The sequence below is a fragment of the Methylotuvimicrobium buryatense genome (assembly GCF_005931095.1).
Lineage (GTDB): Bacteria > Pseudomonadota > Gammaproteobacteria > Methylococcales > Methylomonadaceae > Methylotuvimicrobium > Methylotuvimicrobium buryatense.
The window spans coordinates 2,579,624-2,602,394 of sequence record NZ_CP035467.1 but is presented as its reverse complement, the minus strand read 5'-3'; the positions used below and the strand labels follow the sequence as shown (position 1 = coordinate 2,602,394).

Here is a 22,771-nt window from a genome sequence, read left to right as displayed (position 1 = left end):
GTAGGGTTTTCTGCGCCGGTTTTAGATCCGTCAATTAGGAAAAGCCTATTTCCTTCCGGAGCTGATAATGATCTAATGGCTCAAAGAGAAAGAGCTTCCAAGAAGCTAGACTTGGAAGCTCTGAAGTTAAAAGTTGAAGTGTCGGTGTTACTTAAATCAGTCATATATCACAGGCGCTCACTTTTATTGCGTTTGTGAGTCGCGTTAATGTTTCCGGCAATGGCGGCCGTGGCAAATAACGTAGAAGAGAGTATGAATTCTCCGGAAACAAAGCCAAGTACACCGGTGACAAATACCGCGCCAGTTAAAATGTCTTTTTGGAAGTCGCTCATTAGATGAATCCTCGTTTATCTAGTTAAAGGTTTAAATTACGGTTTAACTATACTGAACAGGATTGATGTTAACAATAGCATTAAAAATAGATGGATTGTTCACCAAAATGGTACTAATGTTTAATGAACTTTTCATACAAGGCAATTACAGTTCTCGCAAATACCGAATTTGTTGATATGTATAAAAGGCTTACAATGGCGATCGTTTTTTGAATAAAGTTGAAAAATAGAAGATCAAATATGCCGATACAACAAATTTCCGCCACCGAGTTAAATGTTAAGCTGCAAAGCGATACCCCGCCCTTTTTGCTTGATGTAAGAGAGCCTTATGAATTTGCTTACGCCAGGATAGCAGGTAGCGTGTTGATCCCGTTGCATCAAATTCCCGAGCGGTTGGATGAGCTGGATGTCGATCAGGAAATTGTCGTAATTTGTCACCATGGCATACGTAGTCAGCAGGCGGCGTCTTTTTTAAAGCATCATTCGTTTCGAAAATTACTGAATCTACGAGGAGGAATCGATGCATGGTCTTGTGAATGCGACGCTTCGGTACCGAGATATTGATATTTGAGGCAATGCTTACTGTTTCAGGAAGTTTATTGTGCACATATTTTTTAGTCGATCCAGGTTGAAAAAGGCTCGATGACGACCTTATCGCCTTTTTTTATGCCTTCGCAATTGCTGGGAAGTACAATGAAGCAATTAGCCTGGCTCATGCTTGACAGTATATGTGAGCCTTGTTTTCCCGCCGAGCGAACCTGATGCTCGCCGTTATCCGATTGCGATAAAATCCCCCTTATAAACTCAAGTCGGCCAGGCGATTTTTTGATTGATTCCCGGCAAATGGCAGTTAATTGCAGCGGTTTTTTCGGTGAGACTCCAGCCATGAACTGAAGCCCCGGTATGACAATACGCTGAAAAGCTAAAACCACCGAGACCGGATTTCCCGGTAATCCGAAAAATCGGCAAGCGCCGATCGAGCCAAATGCAAGCGGTTTTCCGGGTTTTACCGCTATTTTCCAAAGTTCGACCCGTCCGATTTTGTCTAGTATTTCTTGGATAAAATCAGCTTCGCCAACTGAAGCGCCGCCGGTGGTTATGATCGCATCATGAGTATCAGCTGCCGCAATTAATAGATTTTCGAGTTGAGCTTTATCGTCCGGCACAACGCCTAAATCAGTAGTTGAGAAGGCTTCTTCTTTTAGTAATGCACTCAGCATATAGCGATTGCTGTCGTATATTTTTCCGGAAGTTAAGGGTTGACCAAGCGGCGTCAATTCATCTCCGGTCGATAGGATGGCGATCTTAATTTTGCGTTTTACGTTGACTTGATAAATGCCGGCAGAAGCCAGCAAACCAAGATCGATAGCGGAGAGTCGTTTCGGTGCGGTTATCAGGATGGCATTTTTTGCGATATCTTCCCCGACAATTCTGACATGCTGCAAGGCTTGAACCTTGGCCGGAAAATGGACGGTTTCGCCGATTCTTTGCACGTGCTCTTGCATGACGACGGTATCGAGTGCTTCCGGTATCACGCCGCCGGTAAAAATTCTGACGCATTGCCCGGGTAAGATACTTCCTTCGTAGGGGCGCCCGGCCCATACCGTACCGATTAGGTTTAAGCTGAACGGATGGTCGGGATTGATATCGGAACTGGCTAACGCATAGCCGTCCATTGAAGCATTATTATGATAAGGCAGATCGATAGGTGAAATGGCCGATTCCGCCAAAACTCTACCTAACGCATCGTGCAAATTAACCTTTTCAGCGTCGTTTATAGGCTCTATTGACGATCTCATGCGGGTTAGCGTCTCTTCAAGGGTCAGCAGGCGGTCTTCTGTTTGAATACAGGCATCAATCATGCTTGCGCTCCAAGAATTGGTTTAAAATGTAATCGGCTATCATATCCGGATTATTTAAGTCGAAACCCGGTAAATGTTTGGGTAATTCGAGCGGACTATCCGATGCAACGGCGATAATGTTGGGATCGTTTGGGTATATCAGCGGTTTGTTAAGCGCCGGCCTATGGATTTCGATTTTTGGGAATATTTCAGCCTTGAAGCCTTCGACTAGAATAAGGTCCAGGTTACTTTGGTCGATAACTTGCAGCTGGTCGGCAAGCTTAGGTTCTTGAGCTGGTTCGATTTCAGTAATAATTGCGCGCCGGTGTTTTGATGCCAATAACACGGATATCGCACCCGCCTTGCGCAGTCGGTAACTGTCCTTGCCCGGTTGGTCGATCTCGAAATTATGATGACTATGTTTGATCAAACCGATTCGTAACTTATGATTTTTGAGAATGGGTATTAGTTGTGTCAATAAGGTAGTTTTACCGGTTCCGCTGAATGCTGCGAAACCGAGGATAGGAATATGAGTTTGTAGCATGGTCGACTAATTTTTGTAATCGTGAAGAATTAGGAACTAAGATATGATCCTAAGGTTGAATATGCAATTATTTCAGTAAGCGGATCATTTTAATCGGAGAACATTTTGATTCGAATTTATTTGGCGATACTGGCGTTAGCCGCCCTTTTTTGGCTATTACGCGGGTTTTTAAGTCGTCCACCTGAAGTGGTGGCTCGTCATGCAAAACTAATAATAGCCGTTTTCGTCGGATTGATTCTGCTATATCTTGGCGCGACAGGAAAGCTGAATTGGTTGATAGCATTTTTGGGTATCTTGGTTGCCGTCTTGTCCCGGCTTGCTCCGGCTTTGCTGCATTACGCGCCGGCGTTACAGAAGCTTTGGTTTATGTTTAAATCGGGTAAGCAACAAAACAGCCAAGGACGTAGTTATTCGAGCTCTAGCAATGCCTCAATGTCGATTGAAGAAGCTTACGAGATTTTAGGATTAAAACAAGGCGCGGCTCGTCAGGATATTATTGCCGCTCATCGAAAGTTGATGCAAAAATTACACCCGGATCGAGGAGGGTCGGGTTATTTGTCGTCTAAGATCAATCAAGCAAAAGATTTATTACTAAAGTATGTAGCCTGATGTTTTTATTTAAATTAGTCGCACGCCGCGATTGGCGGGTATTGATGCTTGCCGGAGCCGCCGTTTCTTGTGGGCAGGTTGTTTTGCCGGATTCGGAAATGGCGACAATCCCTTCCGTATCAAGGCCTGAACCGGCTAAAGCGACTATTGACTCCAGTTACTATGTCGTCCAACCGGGCGATACGCTTTATTCAATCGGGTTTCGATCGGGTCATGGGTATCAGGTGCTTGCTGCCTGGAATGGGATTAAACCGCCTTACAAAATATTGGTCGGACAGAGGCTCAAAATGTTTGATCCAGGTCCCGAAAAACCTACTATCGTTAAACCTTCAAATGACCTGGGAAGCTTAGTGCGGGCCCCAGTTGAAAAGAGAAATTCGTCACAAAAAAAATCAATAGTTTCAAATGATAAGAAAAAACTGTTAAAGTTGCACTGGCAGTGGCCGATTACCGGAATAATACTAAAAAACTTTTCCCAATCCGGTAGAAAAGGAATAGATATCTCAGGTCGTTTAGGTCAGTCGGTTAAGGCGACGGAAGCGGGTAAAGTCGTTTATAGCGGTACGGGTTTGATCGGCTATGGAAATCTACTCATCGTTAAACATAATGAAACGTACATGAGTGCTTATGCCAATAACAGTCTATTGCTGGTCGAAGAAGGAGAGTATGTAGATAAGGGCCAAAAAATAGCTGAAGTAGGTAAATCGGCGTCGGGGCAAGCCGCGCTGCACTTCGAAATAAGAAAAAACGGAAATCCGGTGAATCCGATCGAGTATTTGCCGAAAAATTGACGAAACCACTTCGGCAAAAGCCGATTAACCTGGGGGTTAATAATAATGAAAGAAGAATTCGTTGAGGTTACTTCCATTAAGCCGCACGGTACACTCTCGGATGATCTCGTTTTCGACGACGATGATGATCAAAGTTTGTGTCTCGATGAAGTGCCTGTTATAGAAGATGTGCTGATTGATGATTCCCAAAATGACTACACATTCGATGCTACACGCTTTTATTTAAATGAGCTGGGTCGGTCGAAGTTACTGACTGCCGATCAAGAAAAAATGTATGGTAAAAGGGTTTTACGAGGCGATGAAGATGCTCGTAAAATAATGATCGAAAGTAATCTTCGTTTAGTCGTTAAAATTTCTCGTCGTTATTTAAATCGAGGTTTACCGTTGCTCGATCTGATCGAAGAAGGAAATCTCGGCTTGATTAGAGCTGTTGAAAAATTCGACCCCGAGCGTGGATTCAGATTTTCAACTTACGCTACTTGGTGGATAAGACAAACCATCGAAAGAGCGATTATGAATCAGACTCGCACAATCAGGCTTCCTATTCATATTGTTAAAGAGATGAACGTCTATCTCAAAGCGCAAAGGCAATTAGCGCAGACACTTGATCATGAGCCGAATGCCGAAGATATCGCCCGTCATCTTGATAAGCCAGTCAAAACCGTCGCTGAAAATCTTGGAAACGGAGCGTTAGCGAAGTGAAGATTTTTAGTCCCCGATAGCCGTAGCGCCGGGTGTTTTGCCGGAGTCTGCGCGAATAGCGCAGGCGGAGGCAAAATACAAGGCATCGCGACACGGCGTAAAGCCATTTGTGGGAGTGCTACGGAGCCGCATCGAGTATACGATGATGTGGCGTAGTGGCACGGACGCAGGGCGAATCGGGGCCGCCGAAGGCAATAATCGCCAAGTCATTTTTCGCTGCTGAAATCGGACGGACCCCATTTCAGCTTTCGCGAAAAATCTTGGCGCGCTTGCGAAAAAATGCTCAAACTGAACGAGCGCGTCAGCTCCGTGGATGTTCCAGCCGGAAAGGATTTCGATAAACCGTTGGTGGATTCGATTTCTGATGAATGGAGTATGTCTCCAACTGAAACCCTGCAAGAAGAAGGTATCAAGGATAATGTAACGAACTGGATCTATCAGCTTTCGGAAAAACAACGCGAAGTCATTTGCCGGCGCTATGGGTTGTGCGGTCATGAATCCGCAACTCTGGAACAAGTGGCTCAAGAGCTGGGAGTCACCCGGGAAAGAGTCAGGCAGATTCAGATGGACGGTTTAAAAAGACTCAAAGAAATATTGGAATTCGGCGGCTATTCCTTTGAGTCTATTTTTCACTAACGGATTTGCTTTAAATGAATCTTTCTTGCAAAGGCCAATCTCTGTAATTAAAGACTTGGCCTTCTGCACGAACTTTTGCAATCCCGGCCAATGAAATATCGGCATAGACCCATTGCGTGGCATTCAATTCGCCAATCGCTGCAATACCGTTGTCTGGAAACCCTCGATCGACCGGCGTATAAATCGCTGCCGCACCTACGTTGACATCGACCGCTTCGGACCATGGAGCGTTGCCTACTGTCGGTGACTGTACGACAAAACATTGATTTTCCAAGGCTCTTGCCTGACAGCCAATTCTAACTCGATGATAACCTGCAACGGTGTCGGTACAACTCGGCACCAAAATCAGATTCGCGCCGGATTCGACTTGTTTTCTAGCCAGCAGCGGAAATTCGCTGTCATAGCAAACATTGATCGCAATTTTGCCGTAGTCGGTGTCGAAACATTTTAATGCTTCACCGCTTTTAATCAACCACTGCTCGTTTTCGAAGCGCGTCATCTGCAGTTTATCCTGAAAATCGTAACGACCATCGGGCCAGAATAAGTATGCGCGGTTCCGATAGTCTCCGTTTTCGATTTTGACTGGAAAAGTTCCAGCCTGAATATAGCAAGAATATTGCTGCGCCAGCGAGCGATATAAGTCGACATAGTCGTCATGCAGGCTTTGCATGGCATCCAGTTGTTTTTCCAGAGATTGGTATATTTCTTCCGAAAAAAGCGAAGCTAATTCCATGCTGCCGTATTCCGGAAACACTAAAATTTTTGCGCCTTCATCGGCGGCTTCCTGAACCCAGCATTCGATTTTGGTTTGATAATTTGCCCAGTTTTCGAGAAAACCGATATCGTATTGTGCGGCCGCTATTTTAATTGTCATGTTTCAACCAGAATGTCATCAGCTTAGGGGTTTCGGTTTCATCGTCCAGGTCTTTCCAGGTATAGGTAGTTTGCAGTTCCGGGTGTTTGAAATAGCCGCGTTTGTTCCAGAACTTGTCGAGCGGTATGTAATCGGCCGGACGGCGGGGATGGTCGGCAGGCCGCTCGACGCAACAAAAACAAATATGCTTGAAACCGCCCAAGTCATCGGCATGCGCTTCGCGTTGCTCGAAAAATTTAACGCCAATGCCGAGGCCTCGATAATTTTTATTCAAAACCGACTCGCCGCAATAAAAAATTTCGTCCGGGTTATAGCCGTTTTCAATAAAAGGTTTTTTGACTTCGTCGGTTTCGTATTTCAATGGAATCGCGGTCGATGCGCCAATGATTTTTTCGCCATCGAAGGCCAATACGATGACGCTTTCCGGGCAATTAATATAGGTTTGTAGATATTTTTTTTCATAGTCGTAATCGCCATCGTAAAGATAGGGAAAATCATGAAAAACTTCGATACGAAGGCGAGCTAGTTCTGGGATGTATTGCTCCAAATCTTTGCCGCTCCATCTTTCAATGCGTATATTGTTTGACATCGTGTTAACCTGCTTTTAAAAAACAGAATATTTTAGCGGAAGCGGGCGCGCGTTGTGAATTTATACAGAACGAATAGTGCAATTGCAGCGCCAATCGTATCGGCAATCCAGTCATAAACATCCGAGGAACGTCCGTCGACGAAAGATTGATGCCATTCGTCGCTGATTCCGTATAAGCTGCAGAAAATAAGGCTAACAACTGCCAAGAGCCACGGTTTAGCAATAAAATGTTTTAAAAAACGCCAGGCAAATAAAGCCAGAATAAAATAGGCGCCGGCATGATACAGTTTGTCTTGGTGTTCGAACCACATTGGCGCCGGCAGGGAAGGTTGATGCGACAGCCAAAAAATAAATCCGCAGTAAGAAGCCAAAAGTGAAAAGTCCCTAAATTTAGTCATCATTTGAATTCGTTGGTAATGAAAAACATATTTCGAATAGCCGAAAGTTGCTTGTTCCAAGCCTCGATTCCGGAAAAACTGTTGCACACTCATCAGGCTTGGCGGTACTGCGAGGACGACTTACTAAGCTATGAGTCGGTAGATACGCCAAAGACTATTGAAGCTACGCAATTTCCCGATAAACCTCGGTTATTGTCGCCGAAACAAATGCCACGTCGGCAATTAACGACTCCGGAAGGCCTTGCGGCATTTTTTCATGCCTTGGCGCATATCGAGTTCGTTGCAATTTATCTGGCCTGGGATATTATTTACCGATTTCGCGGCTTGCCCAACGAGTTTTATCGGGATTGGCTGCGAGTAGCCGATGAGGAATCACAACATTTTACGTTATTAAGCGACCATCTTGCGACACTCGGTTACGATTATGGCGATTTGCCGGCACATGGCGGTTTATGGGATCATGCACATGATACCCGGTACGACTTGTTAGCAAGATTGGCTATTGTGCCTCGTTGTTTGGAAGCGCGCGGCCTGGATGTAACGCCGGCGATGATCGAAAAACTTGAAGCATTAGGCCATGCTGATGGTGTTGCGATTTTAACCCGAATTTTGAATGATGAAGTCGGTCATGTGCAATTGGGTTCGAAATGGTTCGATTATCAGTGCCGCCAACAATCGCTCGACCCCTGCGAAACCTATAAAAAACTCATCAATCATTACTTCAAAGGCAAACCGAAAGGCCCATTTAATCGCGAAATGCGTATAATTGCCGGCTTCTCGGATGCTGAACTGGATTGGCTGGAATATGAACAAAAACAATAATGCTTCGACGCCTGTATTTGATTACCCGATTTTTGGTCTGGGATTCAGGCCATTTTTTATATTGGCCGGTTTATTCGCGTTATTGCTGATTTTATTGTGGAATGCCATCTATAAAGGCGAGTTGTCGGTTCAAAATTATTATGCACCGAATATCTGGCATGCACATGAAATGTTGGCCGGTTACTCGGTGGCCGTCATTGCCGGTTTTTTGTTAACGGCCGTGAAAAATTGGACAGGACAGGCAACTGCAAGCGGTGATAGTTTGGCCGGACTTTGTTTGCTTTGGTTGTATGGCCGGATTTTGCCGTTTTATGCCGAGCTATTACCGGAATTTTTGATCGCGTTGACCGATTTTGCCTTTTTGCCGGTGTTGGCTTATTCGGTCAGTCGGCCGATTCTGCGATCCGGGCATAACAAGAGTTTGGTTTTCATAGCCTTATTGGCGTTGATGGCGACGGCTAATGCCTTGGTTCACCTTGAAATGCTTGATGTTTATGAAAGTACGGCCATGTTGGGACTCAACATGCTTTTGGCTATTATCATCGTGATGATTTTGGTCGTTGCCGGGCGTGTTTTTCCGTTTTTTACCGAACGCGGCTTAAAGGGCGTTATCGCGATTCGCAATCCGCTTTTAGACGTCTTGTCGATTGTTTCGGTCGCCTCGGTTTTCTTGTTGCAAATGGCCGGTATATCCGGGCACATTCTTGCTGTGAGTGCTATTGCCGCTTTGGTGATCAATCTTATGCGTATTGCTGGTTGGCATGTGCGGCAAGTTTGGTATGTGCCGCTGCTGTGGATATTGTATATCGGTTATGGATGGATCATTTTGGGGTTGGGCTTAACCGTTTTGGCCGCTTATGCAAAAATTTCGTATTCTTTGGTTTTGCATGCGTTTACGCTAGGTGGAATCGGTGTGTTGACCTTGGGCATGATGGTCAGAGTATCACTGGGGCATACGGGGCGAGTTATGAAGGTTTCGAATGTTATTGTCATTGCTTTTGTTCTGTTGAATTTATCCGCTTTCGTTAGGGTTATTCTTCCCGCTTTGTTACCTGCTTGGTATGGTCAGTTTGTTTATATCTCGACACTGGCTTGGTTGGCGGCCTTTGCTCTGTTTGTGTTTGTTTACGCGCCGATTTTATTAGCGCCTAGACCCGATGGAAAACCCGATTAGAAAAGAGTGGGTAATATTTACGGGATTGCGCGTTCGGCATAGGGAAATACCGGCTCTTTTATGACAAAGAGACGATGTAGGTTGGATGTTTTTTAAAAATTAACTCATTGGAGATTGTATGGCTGAAACTGTAGATGAATTGACTGTCACCTACGAAGATGGCGGTATTGAAACCGTCAAGGAACTCGATAAAAAAGTATTGAGTAAAGGCGCATGGGCGACGGTGATCTATCGCTACCAAGATTGGGATCGCAAGAAAGAAGCCTACGGCCCCGATAAATATACGATTCGCCGCTATCAAAAACGCAACGGCGAATACCAGCAAAAATCCAAATTCAACATTTCCAGTAAGGATCAAGCCAAAAGCATCATCGGTGCATTGCAGGAATGGACCGAAGATTGATCTAGTCCACCGTAGAACAAATATCGGCCGACTGCGTGCCTGTCAAAGACCCGGTACATAGCATTTCATGAAGGCCTGGCAATCAACTTCGTATGATGAAAGCACTCGGGGAGGTTAGGGTGCGGTCCTCGGTAGACGCATCCCATACCTTTTGGTCTTAGACAGTTTTTCGATCAAAAGAGAGTAAGTCCTTTCAGTAGCTCGGAATGTTCGTATTAGGCTCAAAAATCGGAGTCGGCTCGCTTGTCGGTCTTTCGACGATCGAGCGTACATGTATGTCGCGCTGCGGGAATGGAATTTCTATATGATGTTCACGGAAGGCATGATTAATTCGGAAATGAATATCATGGGTAACCGGCAGTCGGTGACCCAATTCGCTAACATAAACCCGTATAGAAAAATCTAAAGAACTATCGCCGAAGCCAAGCATCAACACACTGGGTTCTGGATCTTGCAAAACCAATGGTGTAGATCTAACCGTTTCCAGCATGACTTTATGGGCTAGCTCGATATCGGAACCATAGGCTATACCGATTGGGATCACTACCCGTGTCGTCGGATCGGTCAAGGTCCAATTGATCATTTTCTCGGTGATGAATGCTTTGTTCGGTACGATCAATTCCTTTTGATCCCAATCGGTGATGGTTGTGGCACGCATTTGAATGCGGCTGACTTTGCCGCTGATATCGCTGATAGTCACGGTATCGCCGACTCGTATCGGCCGCTCGAACAGAATAATAATACCGGAAACCATGTTCGCGAAGATCTCTTGCAGACCGAAACCCAAGCCTAAACTGAGTGCGGCGACTAACCATTGCACCTGAGACCAACTGCCGCCTAGTTCATTCGCGACCACGATAAAGCCGATCGAAATCAATAAATATTTGGCCAAGTGATTGACCGCATAGCGAAAACCGGCATCGACCGTTATGCGCCGAAAAATCAACAACTCCATAACGCCCGGAAAATTGCGGATCGCAACACCGACAATGAAGGCATAGAGGCCGGCTAGAAACAAATTGGTCAGGGTTATAGGCTGATAGGCTTCTTGGTTATCAATCATGACGAGGTGTTGCCACAACGTGATGTTGTCGAGAAACGCGAAGGCCGGCAGAATATTTCGCCATATCATCCATGATCCGATAATAAGCGTAAATCCGATAAAAACATTCAGTAGCGCTTTGGTTTGGGCATTGATCTTAGGGATATCCAGCAGTTCTTCTTCGGCGGTTACAACATTATCTTCCGAGCCAGTGGTTGTCGGTTTCGAACTTTGCGCGGCAGCAGTCTTGCGTTTTTGCCGTGCGTTTTTCAGGGCTAGTTGGCGGTTAGCCAAAGTTAGCCAACGCAGCACCAAGTCATAAATAATAATACTGATAAATATCATCCTCAGCGTTACGATCAATTTGTGCTGCAATTCCAAAGCGCTTAGATAATAGCCTGCGGCCGCAAATCCGATAATGGTTAGGGGTATGACGACCGACGCTGGATACCAAATATAGCGCGATCGATAAAGCCATCCGTTCGGATTCGTTTCAAGGTAATTCTGCAGCACTCCTTTCGATGGCTTGAGGATAATGAATAAAAACGCGGCTAAAGAAAGCATTAAGATAATGACTGCCAGTCGTCCGAGATTATCGCTATGCGATGCTATAGCGGGGCTTCCGCTCAGTTCGGTCAGAAACACGCTCGGCACGGCAACAAATCGTACCCAAGCGATTTGTTTGCGAAATACCCCGGCATTTTTGGCCTTCCATTGAAAATGTTGCTGAGCAACGCCTTCCGGTGCGAACAGTCGGTAAAAAATCGAAAGCGTTAATAACGGTATTGAAGCGGCTTGCAATCCTGCTCCGATTGCTTGACTAAAGTCGGCAACATGAGGATTGTCGACCAATAACCAGCCGACTAAAAAAATCAGGAGGGGCAGAGGCAGTGCTAAAACGAAAATGTCGCCCATCGCGATCAATGTATAGGAAAATTTGTCGGTATAGACTTTTCCGATTCGGTTTGAAATGGCTGTCAATTGCTGTTTGACCTTAGCCTTGATCGTCATGAGTGCGATCAGAATTATTATCGAAAAGGCGCTAAATAGCGATTTGGATAGTGCGGCTTTAACGATGTCTTTTGTAAAGCTTAACCAGTTTAGAGGCGACAGCAGCCATTGAAATGAACCGAATAAGTCGATGAGGTAATGGGTATCGATCGGAGCTGAACTCGGTACCCACAACAAACGTTCATCAAGATAAGCGGCAAATTTTTCAGCTTGACTAAGCATTTGTTGTCTTGCGAAATCCAGATCGCCGAGGCTTCGCAAATAAGTCGTGTAAGCAATCGATAATCGGTTCAGTAAATCTTTTTGGCTATTAAGTAATACGCGCAATTCGGCCTGTATCATCATTCGTTCATTGGCCGGTAGCTTGCTGTCGACCTCCGAGTCCATGATTCTATGTAGTTCCTGATCAATATCTGCCAATTGCTTCAGTCGGTCCTCAACCTTGAATTGCGCAAGACCGGTTTGAGCGGTTTCGTCTTGGATGGTCTGGGATTGAAATGAGAATTGCCCGGCGGTAGGTACATTACGCCGTTGTTCTCTAAGTATTTTGCCGAGTGCAGGACTGAGTCCGGCTAAGCTGATTTTACGTTCGGCACTTTTGAAATCGGTTTCAATTTCGGCGGATTTGCTATCGATTTTGTTTTTCTGTTCGCCGCTTTGTTCTATCTTGGCTGTGATGGTCTGAAGATCGCGGCTGTATTGAATGTTGTCACGGGTAACGACTTGTATGACCGGATGTTTATCGGCCAATTCCCGTTCGGCTTGGTCGAGGGCTTCCTGCATTTCCTTGGCTTCTTGTTGGCGGCGTTCGGACAGGGTGTTTTCTATTGCAGCGATAACCGGGGCGAGCAAATTCTTCTGTATATCCAACAATTGCAGTTCGGATTTGATGGCTTCGGTCCTAAGCGGATTGCTGGCAGCCTCGATTTCCAGCTTTTTTAATTCGGCCGTGCGTGATTCGATCAAGGTTTTTAAATGAATGTGCCGGGCTTCGATTTCCAGTTTCGATTCTACAGCGGTTGGCGGGATTTCGAGCTTATTTCGGGCGGCATCGAGGTCTTGTTTTGCCTCAACCGTTTCTTGGCGAATCTGCTGCGGACGATTGTTTTGTTCGGTTAAGAGCGCGTCGAGTCTTTTGATTTGTTGGTCGAGGTTGCTAATTTTGCCTTTTTCGATAATCAGGCGTTGCTCGAGTTCTTCGATGGGGATGTGACTGAAGTCCTCTTGCTTTTGTTTCTCCAGTTTTTGTTGGGTTTGTTTGATTTCATTTTGTAAGGTTTTAATTCTGTCGGGCGCTTGTTGCAGGGCTTTTTGATAGTTTTCGCTGCGAAAATTAAACTCTCCGGTATTGGCAAGATTATCTAAAGCGGACTGATAATATTTAAGCGTTTTGGCTTTTACGCCTTCGTCGATACCTTCCCGGGTGGTAAGTGCTTCGATTTTGTTGCGTAGGTTCTCCGGATCATATTCGGATGTTACTGGCTTGCCGGTTTGGCTTTGAGCCAAAACGAGTTGGGGCATTAAGCTGCTTAGTAAAGTAAAAATAAGCAAGCCAATAATTGCCGGAGAGATCGGTTGGGTTGTCGAACAGATATTTTTCATCGATGATGGAACGTCTTAATAAAAGATAGCAGGAGCAAAAATCCGCAAGCACCAAGGAAGGTGCGAATGCGGATTTTGCAGGAGCAAAAATCCGCCGAAACTTTGTGCCTCTATGAGCTAGTCCCGAAGTTTGAAGTGCGAAAGTTATACTTTTCGATATGCCGATAATACAGAATTCGGCAGTTTAACCATGAAGCACATGAAGTCTATTAAGTATTTCAAGAGATTGCCTAAACATTTCCGCTAACCTCTTGGGTGAGCGAAAGTTCTATACAAAAGCATAACAAGTTATTGAATTAACTTTTTATTATTCATGATCTTCATGGCGAAATGCTTTTTCTATACCCTTTGCTGGTCAAATTTCGGCGCCGGGGGTCCGTCAAAGGACGCCGTGAATACGTCCATGTAGGCTCTGTGACAGCAAGCATCCCTGCTGTCAAAGCCTTTGCCGAACATCCAAGCGCCTCCATGCGTCAATGTTGAAATTTGAAGGGCGATGGGTATAGGCTAATTAATCGATAAATCGTTTAATTAAATTGCCGTACTCGTCAATTCTTCGGTCGCGCAGATAGGGCCAAATTTGTCTGACGCGCTCGCTACGCGCGCGGTCCAATTCCTTAGTCAAGATGATTTGTTCGCTGGTTCCGGCTTGCGCGAGAAATTCGCCTTGCGGACCGGTGATGAAGCTGTTGCCCCAGAATTCGATGCCGGTCGAGGCGTCATCGGGCGATGCTTCGAATCCGATGCGGTTACACGAAACGACCGGTAGTCCGTTAGCGATCGCGTGCGCGCGTTGAATCGTGATCCATGCGTCGAGTTGGCGCTGCTTTTCGTCGTTAGTATCGGCAGGATCCCAACCGATCGCGGTCGGATAAATCAAAATATCGGCGCCTGCCAAGGCCATTAAACGGGCGCCTTCCGGATACCACTGATCCCAGCAAACCATCACGCCCAATTTACCGATCGAGGTCTCTATCGGTTTAAAACCGATGTCGCCGGGTGTGAAGTAATATTTTTCATAATAACCGGGATCGTCGGGAATATGCATCTTTCGGTATCTGCCGGCGATGCTGCCGTCTGTGTCGAATACGACGGCAGTATTGTGATAAAGGCCCGGCGCGCGCTTTTCGAATATTGTCGATACGATGACGATCTCTTGATCCTTGGCGGCTTGAGACAGTATTTCGGTACTCGGTCCTGGAATCGGTTCGGCCGTGGCGAAGCAGTTAAAATCTTCATTCTGGCAAAAATACGGGCCTAAATGTAGTTCCGGCAAAACGGCCAAGTTGGCTCCGGATTGTTTGGCCTCTTTGATTAAATCGATCGATAGATTTAGATTGCCGGCTTTGTCGGCGTTACAAGGTTGTTGAATCGCGCTGACGATGATGTTCGAGCTCATGATTATGATGTATGACTGCGGTTCGGAAAAATCTCTCGCTCCCAAGCCCTAGCTTGGGAGTGTATATAGTCCAAGCTCTGCTTGGTGTGTATACAAGCAAAGCTTGACGGGGCGATGAAGTTCGATTTCATGATTGTGAGATATGACGGCTGTTCGAAGAAGTTCGGTATTATATCGCCAATTGCCGGGCGCAGTTATACCCTTTGCGGGATAAAATTCATGGCGCCTTATCAGGCGAGTTACCGAACCCTCAGCAAAGCCCGTAGTTCCTCGACGTTATTTATCACGAAATCCTTATTCCTTAATCTGTCGAGATAGTTGCCGGAAACTGCATCGTCATGCAATGCAGGCTGCCGTATTGATGCACGATCGGCCGGCAGGGCGTGGCAATGATTTCGTGTTGAGGGAAACATTCGGCTAGTTTATCGACGGCGGTTTGATCCATTGGATCGTCGTAAACTGGAACCATGACCGCATCATTAATGATCAGAAAGTTCGAGTAATTGGCGGGTAAACGCTTGCCGTCTGCGTCGAAAATCGGTTTCGGCAAATCCAGCGCAACCAACTTGTACGGTTCGCCGCTAATCATTTTCATGGCCTTAAGCTGTGCCTCCATGTTTTTTAGGCTTTGGTAATGCTTCTCGGACGGATCGTTGCTGCTAGTATAGGCGATTGTGTCGGAACTGCAGAAGCGGGCGAGCGTGTCGATATGGGCATCGGTGTCATCGCCGTCGAGATTTTCCTGATCGATCCACAATACGCGTTCGGCGCCGAAATGCTTTTGTAATTGCGCCTCGATTTGATCCCTGTTCAATTCCGGATTCCGGTTCGGATTGAGCAGGCATTGTTTGGTCGTCAATATCGTGCCTTCGCCGTCGCTTTCGACGCTGCCGCCTTCAAGTACCATGTCGATGTCGAGATGCGGGTTGCTTGCGAACGGGGCGTGTTTCAGTAAATTCCGATTCAAGGCATTGTCGGCCGCATGTTCGTATTTGCCGCCCCAGCCGTTGAAACGGAAATTTAGCAATAGCGGCTTGCCGTCTTTTTCGACGGTCAGAAATGCGGTATCTCTAACCCAGATATCGTTGTAATAGGCATGTATGAAACGGATACCGGATTTTTCGACTGGTAACAGCGTTTCGATATGTCGTTGCTGAACAGCGCTCTTGCACAAGATGATCAACGATTCATAACGGCAGATCGTTTCGGCGATGAAGCGATAGCTTTGTTCGACGTCGTTGAGATTCCCCCCGAAATCGCCGGATTGATCAGGCCATGCAATCAGTACGGCGGATTGTTTTTCCCATTCTGCTGGAAAACGGATCATTTTTTGTTTTTCCTATGTTATAAAGTCGACGAAGTGTCGGAGATCGATTGAAAAAGCATTTCTCGGGCATGGGCCAAGGTGTTTTCGGTAATGTTAACGCCGCCGAGCATGCGAGCGATTTCTTCGACGCGTTCTTCGGGGGCTAGCGGCCTGACATTGGATGTCGTGATATCGCTCCGGTTATTTTTGGAGACATACAAATGATGATGGGCTTGCGATGCGACTTGAGGTAGATGTGTAACGCACATGACTTGCCGATTGAGACTCAAAGCGCGCAATTTTTGTCCGACGATTTCGGCAATGCCGCCGCCGATCCCGGAGTCGACTTCGTCGAAGATCATCGTCGGCGTGGTTTTGTCATGGCTGGTTGTAACCTGAATAGCAAGGCTGATTCGTGATAGTTCTCCGCCGGATGCAACTTTTGATAAAGGCTTGGCCGGAAGGCCAGGATTGGCGCTAACCAGAAATTCCACTTTATCTTGGCCATCGGCGCGTGGGTGTGTAGCACCTAGCGGTGAAACTTGTACGATGAAATCGCCTTGCGGCATGCCAAGCTCCTTGATCATCGCCGAAATCCGTTCTTGCAATAGCTGGCCGCCTTGTTGGCGTTTTCGAGTTAATTGAGCGGCTAATTCATGGTATGCAGCAAGTAGCCTCTCGGTTTTTTCGGTTAATTCTTCGATGCGCTCGCCACTGTGGGTCAGATTGTTCAATTCCTGCTCGAGACCGAAGGCCAGTTCCGGCAATTCCTCGGGTTGTACATGGTGTTTACGGCAGAGGCTTTGAATGATGCCGATTTGGTTTTCCAGTGACTCCAAGCGCAAGGGGTCTGCCTCCAGGCTATCCAAATAGCGGCGTAATTGGTGCGCGGCTTCCTCGATCTGAATTTGCGCTTCGTTTAAAATGCCGTTGATAGATTCGATATCCGGCGCAAAACGCGTTAAATCGTTCAAGGCATGAGTCGATTGTAGCAGCAACCGGTTGAGCGATTGTTCGTCGTTTTCGTAGAGTAAATCAAGCTGCCGATGCCCGGTCGCTAGGATTTCTTCGAGGTGGGCTAGTTTGCTGTGTTCTTCTGTTAGTTCGGCATAATTGAAATTGTTCAAGTCGAGTTGCTGCAATTCGTCGAGCTGGTAGCGCAGTAATTCTTCGCGCTCGGTTCTGTCCGCGCTGGCTTTTTTCAGAGCTTGTAGTTCCTTGTGGGTTTGTTGCCATTGGTGGAAGTGGGTATCGACTTGGTCTAGTAGGGCTTGATTGCCGGCAAAAACGTCTAGCAATCGGCGCTGTTCATCGCTATGGAGTAAAGTCAAATGCGCATGCTGTCCGTGTATTTCAACTAGCTTTTCACTGAGTTCTTGTAAGGTTTGCAATGTAACCGGGCGATTGTTGATATAGGCTTTTGATCGGCCGTCATGGTTGATGACGCGCCTAATCAGGCAGTGTTGATCATCATCCAGCTCGTTTTCTTCAAGCCATTTTTTTGCCAGAGGGGCATCCGATAAATCGAATTCCAAATTGATTTCTGCACGCTTGCTATTTGGCCGGATATAGCCGGAATCGGCCCGATCGCCTAGCGCCAAGCCAAGTGCGGTCAATAAAATCGATTTGCCGGCGCCGGTTTCGCCTGTCAATACCGACATGCCGGTGTTTACATCCAGGTTTAATGTTTTGACGACAGCCAGGTCGTTAATGGAAAGATTTAGTAGCATGAGAATGAGTTAAGGATAACCGCCGCTCCAGTTGAGTTTTTTTCTGAGGATTTCAAAAAAGTCGTGTCCTTCGGGATGGAGAATTCTAATCGGTTTCGGGTCTTTTTTAATCAAAATTTTATCACTGATCAATACTTCGGGTATTTCGAGATGATCGCAAGTAACCAAGGCATTGATTTGTTTGGTTTGACAAAAGCTGATTTCGATTTCGGCCGAATCGTCGATGACGATCGGGCGATTCGATAGCGTATGAGGATTAAGCGGTACCAAAACCAAGGCATTTAGAGACGGGTGCAAAATCGGGCCGCCCGCCGACAATGAATAAGCGGTCGAACCGGTCGGGGTCGAGACGATCATGCCGTCGGATCGTTGCGAATTCAGATAGACCCCGTTAATGTGCGTGACGATTTCTATCATGCTCGGCGTGACCCAGCGATGCACGACGACTTCGTTTACGGCGGTTTGTTCGTTAAATACCCGATGGTCGCGAATGACTTTGGTTCGCAATAGATAGCGCCTTTCTTCGCTATATTGGCCGGTTAAAATGTTATTGAGCTTGGGTAATAATTCATACGGCGAAATGTCGACCAGAAACCCGAGTCGGCCCAAATTGATCCCGATCAGTGGAATGTCGTATTCGGCGATTGCCCGCGCGGCGGATAAAAACGTGCCGTCGCCACCGGCGGCGATAATCAGGTCGCAGCGCTCTCCGATAGTCTCGATGGCACAGCTTTCAATGCCGGATTCCGTTATAAATTGAGCGCTCAAACGGTCTACTACGACGGCATAGTCGTGCTGTTTGAGGTAGCGGTAAAGTATCGCTAAAGTATCGGCAATGCCGGGATCGCTGGCTTTACCGATAATACCGATGGTTTTGAATGGGCTGTGCATGGTCGTTAATCTGGGAAAGGATTTGTTCGAATTATACTCAATAAGTCAAGGGATGAGGTTTTAAAGATGAAAGATGAGAAAGGTGAAAGGTGAAAGGTGAAAGGGGAAGGGGAAAGGGGAAAGGGGAGGGGTGTGGTGTGGTGTGGGCTGTGATGGGGGGTATTACGCGAGTTATGCTAAGTGGGTGTTTTTATTGTATTTGCTAGTATTGACAAGCAGAGGGTGAGCTGCTAATTTGCGCGGTTGGCACTCGATGGGGTAGAGTGCTAATACGCTAGAGGGTTTAATGTGAGTAACAATCAGGTGTTGAACGAAAGATCGCTGCAATTATTGAAAGCATTGGTTGAACGTTATATCCAAGACGGACAACCGGTAGGATCGCGCGCATTGTCTAAGGATACCGAATTGAAATTGAGTCCGGCAACGATTCGTAATGTCATGGCCGATCTGGAAGACATGGGTTTGATTCGTTCTCCGCACACCAGTGCTGGCCGGGTGCCAACCGTAAGCGGCTATCGTTTGTTCATCGATTCGCTGCTGACTGTTAAGCCTCTGGACTCTGAAGAACTTAAGCTGTTACGCAAAAATTTAATTGCCAAAGATAACGTCAATGATGTCATCGGTGTGGCATCAAGGATATTATCCGACGTCACGCGCATGGCCGGTGTCGTGACATTGCCCAAGCGCGAACTGGTCAGTCTACGCCATATCGAGTTTTTGCCGTTATCCAACACCCGTGTATTGGTCATTTTCGTGACTAACGAACAGGAAGTGCATAATAAAATCCTCCATACCTCAAAGCAATTTACGCCCGCTCAATTGCAGCAAGCCGCTAATTATTTAAATTCCGTCTATTCCGGGTTAAGTCTAGCCGCAGTTAGAAAAGCCGTACTGAAAGAACTCAAGGACGCTCAAGAGCGAATGAACAGGGAAATGTTGGACGCGGTAGAAATGGCCAAGTTGGCGCTCGATCCTGAAAAGTCGGATGAAGATTATGTGCTAAGCGGCGAGACCAATTTAATGGGATTTTCCGAGTTATCGGACATGGATAGGCTTAAGGAGCTGTTCGATGCTTTTAGTCAAAAACGCGGTGTTATCCATTTGCTAGATCAATGCTTAAATGCCGAAGGCGTGCAAATTTTTATCGGTGAAGAATCAGGTTATCACGCATTCGAACAATGCAGTTTAGTCACCGCCCCGTACTCGATTAACGAACAAGTGGTCGGCGTTTTAGGTGTAATAGGACCCACCCGAATGGCTTATGAAAAAGTGATTCCTTTTGTCGATATTACGGCAAAATTATTAGGCGCGGCCTTGAATCCTAAAACATAAGCCCCACATTCCTTGACATGAAGTTTTCCGCGGAAGCGGACCGTTTTTATTTAAACCGGAGTTTAATAATGAGTAACGAGCAGGAGTTGCCGGAAAAGGCAACGGACGAGCAAGCTGATGTCATTTCGGCGCAAAGCGCCAGCGCGCAGCTAGATAGCAATGTAGACGATAGCAGTCAGCCGCAGGCGGCTCAAAAGGTAAATGTCGAAGAGTTGTCGCAAAAGCTCGAGGAGGCCGAACAAAAGGCTACGGAAAATTGGGACAAAGTTCTGCGCATACAAGCGGAAATGGAAAACCTGAAAAGAAGAACCCAAAAGGATTTGGAAAACGCTCATAAGTTTGCGTTGGAAAATTTTGCCAAAGAATTATTAACTGTCGTCGATAGTTTGGAGCTTGGTTTGCAAGCCGCTATCGGCGACAGCCCCGAAGTGCAAAAGTTTCGAGAAGGCAGCGAACTGACATTAAAACAATTCGAAGCCGTTTTTTCTAAATTCAATATAGAAGTGGTTAATCCGCTCGGACAACCGTTCGATCCTGAGCTTCATCAGGCGATGGCGATGCAACCATCCGCCGATGCCGAACCGAACTCGGTCATTAATGTATTTCAGAAGGGCTATGTATTGAATGGACGGTTGTTGCGCCCGGCAATGGTTGTTGTCGCCAAGGCCGACGATAACCCTCCGCAAGAAACACCAAAAATCGATGAACAGGCTTGAACGCTTTAAAACAGCCCCCATATCGTAAACAACTAAAATTTTAAATACACTCTCAAGTCTGGAGCAATCAATGGCTAAAATAATCGGAATAGATTTAGGAACCACCAATTCTTGCGTGGCTGTGCTCGAAAACGGCACCGCACGCGTGATCGAGAATAGCGAAGGCGCTAGAACCACGCCTTCGGTCATCGCTTTCACTAAAGACGACGAGGTACTCGTCGGACAATCGGCTAAGCGCCAAGCGGTAACCAATCCCGAAAACACCTTGTTCGCGATCAAACGCTTGATCGGCCGCCGATTCAAAGACGATGTCGTGCAAAAAGACATCAAAATGGTGCCTTATAAAATCGTACCGGCCGACAACGGCGACGCCTGGGTCGAATGTCACGGTAAAAAAATGGCCGCGCCCGAAGTATCGGCTCGGATATTGATGAAGCTGAAAAAAGACGCCGAAGCTTATTTAGGCGAGGAAGTCAAAGAAGCGGTTATTACCGTACCGGCTTATTTTAACGATTCTCAACGTCAGGCTACCAAAGATGCAGGTCGTATCGCCGGTCTCGACGTCAAGCGTATCATCAACGAGCCGACGGCAGCGGCACTGGCATTCGGGATGGACAAACCGAAAGGCGATATGAAAATTGCCGTATACGACTTGGGTGGCGGTACATTCGATATTTCAATCATTGAAATCGCCGAGATCGAAGGCGAGCATCAGTTCGAAGTATTGTCGACAAATGGGGATACCTTCCTCGGCGGTGAAGACTTCGACCTTAGAATCATTGACTTTCTGGCTGATGAGTTCAAACGCGACAATGGTATCGATTTGCACAACGACCCTTTGGCCCTACAAAGACTTAAAGAAGCTGCCGAAAAAGCCAAAATCGAATTGTCGTCTTCTCAACAGACCGATATCAATCTGCCTTATGTCACGGCTGATGCAACAGGCCCTAAACATTTAAATGTCAAATTGACTCGGGCTAAATTGGAATCCTTGGTGGATGACCTGATTGATAAAACCAAAGGCCCCTGTTTAATGGCGCTAAAAGATGCCGGCTTATCTGCATCGGATATCGATGATGTGATTTTGGTCGGCGGTCAGACTCGAATGCCTCGCGTTCAAGAATTCGTTAAATCAATCTTCGGCAAAGAACCGCGTAAGGACGTTAATCCGGATGAAGCGGTTGCCTTAGGTGCTGCGATTCAGGCCGGTGTATTGGGCGGCGATGTCAAAGATGTATTGTTGCTTGATGTGACGCCTCTATCGCTCGGTATCGAAACCTTGGGCGGTGTCATGACCAAGCTGATCGAGAAAAACACGACGATCCCAACCAATGCTTCGCAGGTTTTTTCAACGGCGGACGACAATCAAACCGCTGTAACGGTTCATGTTTTACAAGGCGAACGGGAGGTTGCCAGCGGTAACAAATCACTGGGGCGTTTCGATCTGGCCGATATTCCTCCGGCGCCGCGCGGTGTTCCGCAAATCGAGGTGACTTTCGATATTGACGCAAATGGTATTTTGAATGTCTCGGCTAAAGACAAAGCGACCGGTAAAAAACAATCGATTGTGATCAAGGCTTCGAGCGGTCTATCCGATGAAGAAGTCGATCGTATGGTCAAGGATGCCGAGGCGCATGCCGATGAAGACCGCAAAGTGACCGAATTGGTGAGTGCGCGTAATCATGCTGAAGGAATCATGAATGCTACCGAGAAATCGATGAAGGATCTCGGTGACCAGGTTTCGGGCGATGAAAAGTCGGCAATCGAAACTGCGATCAATGAATTAAAAGACGTTCTGAAAGGAAGCGATAAAGAGGCTATCGAGGCCAAAACCAATGCGCTAACCGAATTGTCCGGTAAACTTGCCGAGCGCGTTTATGCGCAAAAATCGGAAGCCGAAGGTAGTGCTGATGCCGGTGAGCAATCATCGAAAAGCTCGTCTAGTGCTGACGATGGTGTCGTCGATGCCGAGTTTGAAGAGGTCAAAGACGACGACAAGAAATAATTCTATTCCGGTACCGGTTGGC

21 protein-coding genes and 1 pseudogene are annotated in these 22,771 nt (G+C 46.6%); 11 read left to right on the top strand and 11 right to left on the bottom strand.

Going from position 1 to position 22,771, the window contains the following annotated elements:
• Positions 1-167: 167 nt before the first annotated feature.
• Positions 168-332 carry a hypothetical protein gene (locus tag EQU24_RS22390; protein ID WP_017839339.1) on the bottom strand — a complete coding sequence of 55 codons (165 nt, stop codon included), beginning with the start codon at positions 330-332 and terminating at the stop codon, positions 168-170.
• 240 nt (positions 333-572) lie between these two features.
• On the opposite strand from EQU24_RS22390, the gene EQU24_RS11645 reads away from it, so the two are divergent.
• Entirely contained in the window at positions 573-896 is a 324-nt protein-coding gene (locus EQU24_RS11645) for a rhodanese-like domain-containing protein (RefSeq protein ID WP_017839340.1), read from the top strand.
• Positions 897-946: 50 nt separating this feature from the next.
• On the opposite strand, the gene moeA is transcribed toward EQU24_RS11645, so the two are convergent.
• Positions 947-2,194, bottom strand: coding sequence for a molybdopterin molybdotransferase MoeA (gene moeA / locus EQU24_RS11640; RefSeq protein ID WP_017839341.1), 1,248 nt, complete (start codon positions 2,192-2,194; stop codon positions 947-949).
• Positions 2,187-2,717 (bottom strand): molybdopterin-guanine dinucleotide biosynthesis protein B, encoded by a 531-nt coding sequence (mobB, locus tag EQU24_RS11635; protein ID WP_017839342.1) that lies wholly within the window; start codon positions 2,715-2,717, stop codon positions 2,187-2,189. Before mobB ends, moeA begins: the two co-directional genes overlap by 8 nt.
• A 105-nt stretch (positions 2,718-2,822) precedes the next feature.
• On the opposite strand from mobB, the gene EQU24_RS11630 reads away from it, so the two are divergent.
• From EQU24_RS11630 to EQU24_RS11615, 4 genes and pseudogenes are all read left to right on the top strand, one after another.
• Complete coding sequence (locus EQU24_RS11630; RefSeq protein WP_017839343.1) at positions 2,823-3,326, top strand: DnaJ domain-containing protein; 504 nt, start codon at positions 2,823-2,825, stop codon at positions 3,324-3,326.
• Complete coding sequence (locus EQU24_RS11625; protein WP_017839344.1) at positions 3,326-4,117, top strand: peptidoglycan DD-metalloendopeptidase family protein; 792 nt, start codon at positions 3,326-3,328, stop codon at positions 4,115-4,117. The genes EQU24_RS11630 and EQU24_RS11625 overlap by 1 nt, the downstream gene beginning before the upstream one ends.
• 45 nt (positions 4,118-4,162) lie before the next feature.
• Positions 4,163-4,795 (top strand): annotated as a pseudogene (locus EQU24_RS11620) (sigma-70 family RNA polymerase sigma factor); the annotation flags it as partial.
• Positions 4,796-5,098: 303 nt separating this feature from the next.
• Positions 5,099-5,455, top strand: coding sequence for a sigma-70 family RNA polymerase sigma factor (locus EQU24_RS11615; RefSeq protein WP_425272073.1), 357 nt, complete (start codon positions 5,099-5,101; stop codon positions 5,453-5,455).
• A 10-nt stretch (positions 5,456-5,465) separates the two neighbouring features.
• Here the strand turns inward: EQU24_RS11615 and EQU24_RS11610 are convergent, their stop codons facing one another.
• Genes EQU24_RS11610 through EQU24_RS11600 form a run of 3 tightly spaced genes read right to left on the bottom strand, consistent with a single transcriptional unit; the run spans position 5,466 to position 7,319 of the window.
• Complete coding sequence (locus tag EQU24_RS11610) at positions 5,466-6,329, bottom strand: carbon-nitrogen hydrolase family protein (protein WP_017839346.1); 864 nt, start codon at positions 6,327-6,329, stop codon at positions 5,466-5,468.
• Positions 6,319-6,918: a GNAT family N-acetyltransferase gene (locus EQU24_RS11605; RefSeq protein WP_017839347.1), complete on the bottom strand. Its 600-nt coding sequence runs from the start codon at positions 6,916-6,918 to the stop codon at positions 6,319-6,321. The genes EQU24_RS11610 and EQU24_RS11605 overlap by 11 nt, the downstream gene beginning before the upstream one ends.
• Positions 6,919-6,950: 32 nt before the next feature.
• Positions 6,951-7,319 carry a VanZ family protein gene (locus EQU24_RS11600; protein ID WP_235726374.1) on the bottom strand — a complete coding sequence of 123 codons (369 nt, stop codon included), beginning with the start codon at positions 7,317-7,319 and terminating at the stop codon, positions 6,951-6,953.
• A gap of 15 nt (positions 7,320-7,334) precedes the next feature.
• Here EQU24_RS11600 and EQU24_RS11595 point away from each other — a divergent pair, with 15 nt between their 5' ends.
• The 3 genes from EQU24_RS11595 to EQU24_RS11585 all read left to right on the top strand — a co-directional run bounded on the left by EQU24_RS11595 (position 7,335) and on the right by EQU24_RS11585 (position 9,715).
• Positions 7,335-8,138 carry a ferritin-like domain-containing protein gene (locus EQU24_RS11595; RefSeq protein WP_017839349.1) on the top strand — a complete coding sequence of 268 codons (804 nt, stop codon included), beginning with the start codon at positions 7,335-7,337 and terminating at the stop codon, positions 8,136-8,138.
• Positions 8,122-9,312 (top strand): NnrS family protein, encoded by a 1,191-nt coding sequence (locus EQU24_RS11590; protein WP_017839350.1) that lies wholly within the window; start codon positions 8,122-8,124, stop codon positions 9,310-9,312. The genes EQU24_RS11595 and EQU24_RS11590 overlap by 17 nt, the downstream gene beginning before the upstream one ends.
• Positions 9,313-9,430: 118 nt before the next feature.
• Positions 9,431-9,715, top strand: coding sequence for a hypothetical protein (locus tag EQU24_RS11585; protein WP_017839351.1), 285 nt, complete (start codon positions 9,431-9,433; stop codon positions 9,713-9,715).
• Between the two features lie 193 nt (positions 9,716-9,908).
• Here the strand turns inward: EQU24_RS11585 and EQU24_RS11580 are convergent, their stop codons facing one another.
• From EQU24_RS11580 to EQU24_RS11560, 5 genes are all read right to left on the bottom strand, one after another.
• Entirely contained in the window at positions 9,909-13,370 is a 3,462-nt protein-coding gene (locus EQU24_RS11580; protein ID WP_017839352.1) for a mechanosensitive ion channel domain-containing protein, read from the bottom strand.
• A gap of 511 nt (positions 13,371-13,881) precedes the next feature.
• Positions 13,882-14,769: a carbon-nitrogen hydrolase gene (locus EQU24_RS11575; RefSeq protein ID WP_017839353.1), complete on the bottom strand. Its 888-nt coding sequence runs from the start codon at positions 14,767-14,769 to the stop codon at positions 13,882-13,884.
• Between the two features lie 301 nt (positions 14,770-15,070).
• Positions 15,071-16,096, bottom strand: coding sequence for an agmatine deiminase family protein (locus tag EQU24_RS11570; RefSeq protein WP_017839354.1), 1,026 nt, complete (start codon positions 16,094-16,096; stop codon positions 15,071-15,073).
• Positions 16,097-16,113: 17 nt separating this feature from the next.
• Complete coding sequence (gene recN / locus EQU24_RS11565; protein WP_014148354.1) at positions 16,114-17,805, bottom strand: DNA repair protein RecN; 1,692 nt, start codon at positions 17,803-17,805, stop codon at positions 16,114-16,116.
• A gap of 9 nt (positions 17,806-17,814) precedes the next feature.
• Positions 17,815-18,696: an NAD(+) kinase gene (locus tag EQU24_RS11560; RefSeq protein WP_017839355.1), complete on the bottom strand. Its 882-nt coding sequence runs from the start codon at positions 18,694-18,696 to the stop codon at positions 17,815-17,817.
• Between the two features lie 288 nt (positions 18,697-18,984).
• On the opposite strand from EQU24_RS11560, the gene hrcA reads away from it, so the two are divergent.
• The 3 genes from hrcA to dnaK all read left to right on the top strand — a co-directional run bounded on the left by hrcA (position 18,985) and on the right by dnaK (position 22,749).
• On the top strand, positions 18,985-20,028 hold the full coding sequence (gene hrcA / locus EQU24_RS11555; RefSeq protein WP_017839356.1) for a heat-inducible transcriptional repressor HrcA: 1,044 nt from the start codon (positions 18,985-18,987) through the stop codon (positions 20,026-20,028).
• A gap of 68 nt (positions 20,029-20,096) precedes the next feature.
• Positions 20,097-20,744 (top strand): nucleotide exchange factor GrpE, encoded by a 648-nt coding sequence (gene grpE / locus EQU24_RS11550; protein WP_017839357.1) that lies wholly within the window; start codon positions 20,097-20,099, stop codon positions 20,742-20,744.
• Positions 20,745-20,814: 70 nt separating this feature from the next.
• Positions 20,815-22,749: a molecular chaperone DnaK gene (gene dnaK / locus EQU24_RS11545; RefSeq protein ID WP_017839358.1), complete on the top strand. Its 1,935-nt coding sequence runs from the start codon at positions 20,815-20,817 to the stop codon at positions 22,747-22,749.
• The last annotated feature ends 22 nt before the right edge of the window (positions 22,750-22,771 follow it).